The organism is Nocardia araoensis NBRC 100135, assembly GCF_000308435.1.
Taxonomy (GTDB): domain Bacteria; phylum Actinomycetota; class Actinomycetes; order Mycobacteriales; family Mycobacteriaceae; genus Nocardia; species Nocardia araoensis.
This window is the reverse complement of the sequence record NZ_BAFR01000287.1, coordinates 1-2,706: the sequence shown is the minus strand read 5'-3', so window position 1 is coordinate 2,706 and position 2,706 is coordinate 1. Positions and strand designations below refer to the sequence as shown.

Annotated in this window: 5 protein-coding genes; 2 read left to right on the top strand and 3 right to left on the bottom strand. The window is 69.0% G+C overall.

Annotated features, from left to right (window positions below; genetic code table 11):
• From ON21_RS30475 to ON21_RS30465, 3 genes are all read right to left on the bottom strand, one after another.
• Window positions 1-301, bottom strand: a 301-nt coding sequence (locus tag ON21_RS30475) for a Rieske 2Fe-2S domain-containing protein (protein WP_039803700.1), incomplete at its 3' end; no start/stop codon positions are given.
• A gap of 94 nt (window positions 302-395) precedes the next feature.
• A complete protein-coding gene (locus tag ON21_RS30470) occupies window positions 396-806 on the bottom strand; it encodes a hotdog family protein (protein ID WP_039803698.1) in 411 nt (136 codons plus the stop codon).
• Window positions 803-1,288, bottom strand: a complete 486-nt coding sequence (locus ON21_RS30465; RefSeq protein ID WP_039803696.1) for an FAS1-like dehydratase domain-containing protein — start codon at window positions 1,286-1,288, stop codon at window positions 803-805. The genes ON21_RS30470 and ON21_RS30465 overlap by 4 nt, the downstream gene beginning before the upstream one ends.
• Window positions 1,289-1,391: 103 nt before the next feature.
• On the opposite strand from ON21_RS30465, the gene ON21_RS30460 reads away from it, so the two are divergent.
• Together ON21_RS30460 and ON21_RS30455 are read left to right on the top strand one after the other, a co-directional pair.
• Entirely contained in the window at window positions 1,392-2,243 is an 852-nt protein-coding gene (locus ON21_RS30460) for an alpha/beta fold hydrolase (protein ID WP_086006509.1), read from the top strand.
• Window positions 2,244-2,253: 10 nt separating this feature from the next.
• Window positions 2,254-2,706: MFS transporter (locus ON21_RS30455; RefSeq protein ID WP_157171030.1), on the top strand; the 453-nt coding region annotated here is incomplete at its 3' end.

The following is a 2,706-nucleotide window of genomic DNA, read 5'->3' as shown; positions in this document are numbered from 1 at the left end:
AGCTCACCGTGCCGGGGAATTGCTGGTCGCCTTCCGACAGCGGAACCCCGCGGTGCGGGCAACGGTCGTGCAGCGCGTAGACCTTGCCCGCGTCCCGGATGAGGGCCAGCTTCTCACCACAGATCGTGTAGCTCTCGGGGTTCGCGGTGACGTGACCGGCCCAGGTGACGGGGTACCAGTACCCGCGGTATCCGCTGCCCGCCGCGTTGTACTTGGGCCATGCCGTCCAGTCCTGCCTGCCGGCTGCGCGCGGCCGCTCCGGCACCGCCTGCGCGGCTCCCGGCGCCTCGACACCAGTCATGTGAAGTCCTCTCGAGACGAGATGAGTGATACAGCGAATCCTGGGTGAACCCCGGCCGAGCGCCAACGGATCCGGTTTGCTCAGCAGACCGGGTTCACGTCGCGCCGACCACCACGGCCGCACCGGTCGCGCACAGCGTGCCGTCGCCGTCGCGCTCCTGCAGGCCGAGCGTGACGAGCCCGTCGGCGATCTCGCGTACGACGCCGGTCACGACGAGTTCACACCCCACGTACGCGGGGGCGCGGTTGCGCCATCCGACGGAGACCACACCGCGCGGTCCGCCGGCGAACAAGGCCGCCGCGCGAAAGAACAGCGCCCCGTGCAACTGAGCCATCACCACGGGCGCGTCCAAGCCCTCGAACCCGGCGTACTCGGGGTCGTAGTGGATGCGGTGCGCGTTGTGCGTGGCGGCACCGAAACGCAGCAGCCGCACCGGGTCCGTTCGCAGCACGACGGGGTCGATTTCCTGCCCGACTTCGGCGTGGGCGCTGGGCGCGGTTGTCATCGGACGATGAACCTTTCGGTGACGGTGGCGAGTGGTCCGGCCCGCCTGGCTCGATAGACCTTCGAAACCGTGAGCAGGAGGAATTCCGAGCCCGGCCGCCCTTTCCGATCGACGGCGTCGAGCGTGCGGCGCACCACGATCGGATCCCCCAGCGGCGCAGGCCGATGGAAGGCGATGCTCTGCCCGCCCGCCATCAGCCGCACGTCCAGTCCGTCGGTTCCGGGGACCTCGTCGCGGAACATGCCGTCGTCCCGGTAATCCGTGGCGACGCCGCCCTCGGGACCGCGCAGCAGGCTGGGCAGATACAGGGGATGCACTTCGAAGCCCGCCGCGTCGGGATCGAGCAGACGCGGATCGCGTTCACCGCACGCGCGCGCGAACGCGACCGTCTCGGCTGCCCGGAGGGGGCCGAGATCGCGGTACTCGACGGTGCCGACGAGGGCGCGCGCCCGCTCTTCGGCGGCGCGCAGGTCTGATCTCATGCGCGGCAAGCTAACTCCGCGCGAGAGCGCCGGACCACAGACCGGGACCGGCCAGCGGACCGCGATCCTTCCCACCGCCCGCCGGATGGAGTCAGGTATGCCCATGGCCCAACCACCGAACAGCTTGTACGCCGACGCGGCGGGCGTGAAGTTCCACTACCACGACCTCGGCGCCGGGAATCCCACGATCTTCCTGCACGGCGGCGGACCCGGATGCACCGCGTGGTCGGACTTCGGTCCCGTCGCACCGTTGTTCGCGCGTGACCGCCGGGCGATACTGGTCGACATCCTGCAATACGGCCGGTCGGAAAAATGCACCATCACCGGGCCGATGTGGGATTTCCACGCCGCGAAGATCGTCGCGCTGCTCGACGAATTGGACATCGCGCGCGCCGACTTCGTCTGCAACTCCTGGGGCGGGACGATCGCCCTCAACCTCGCGGCCAAGTACCCCGACCGGGTTCGCGCGTTGGTGATCACGGGCAGCATGCCGGTGTTCTACGGTCCGCTCGCCCCGCTGCCGGAGAACGGCCACCGTGGGCGAACGGCCAGGGACGTCTACTACGGCGGGGAGGGACCGACCCGGGAGAAGATGCGTCAGCTGATCACCCGCCTCGAGTGGTTCGACGGGGACAAGCTTCCGCAGGAGACACTCGATATGCGCTACCAGCAGAGTCTCGACCCGGAGGAGATGGCGCTCGCGGCGGCGTCGGACAACCCGCGCGGCGATTGGCAGGACCTCACCGCCGAACTCGGGACGATCACCGCGCCGGTGCTGTTCGCCTGGGGGATGCACGACGCCTTTCTCACGCCGGACTACCCGTTGATGCTGGCCAGAATGGTCGAGCACGGCCACCTGTACGTGATGGACAAGGCATCCCATCATCTCCAGGAGGAACGGCCGTACGACTTCTACTCCGTGGTGACCGGCTTCCTTGATCAGCAGCATCCCTGACGCCGGCCCGGTGGCCGGGCCCGAGGGCGGAAACCGGATCCGGCTCGTGCTGGTCCTGGGAGTGCTCACCGCCCTCGGACCGTTCACGGTCGACATGTATCTGCCCGCGCTGCCGACGATCACCGCTCATTTCCACACGACCGACACCGCCGTCCAACTCACGCTGACGGGCACGTTGGCGGGTCTGGCGATCGGACAGCTCGTCGTGGGGCCGCTGTCGGACATCTACGGGCGGCGCAGACCACTCGTCGTCGGCACGGCTCTGCACGTCTCGGCGTCCCTGTCGTGCTTCTTCGCTCCGTCCATCGCGGTGCTCGGCGCGCTGCGGGCGGTGCAGGGATTCGGTGCCGCCGCGACCGGTGTGATCGCCATGGCGGTCGTGCGCGACCTGTTCGCCGGTCGCGCCGCGGCTGTCGTCATGTCCCGTTTGATGCTCGTGATGGGCGTGGCACCCATTCTCGCC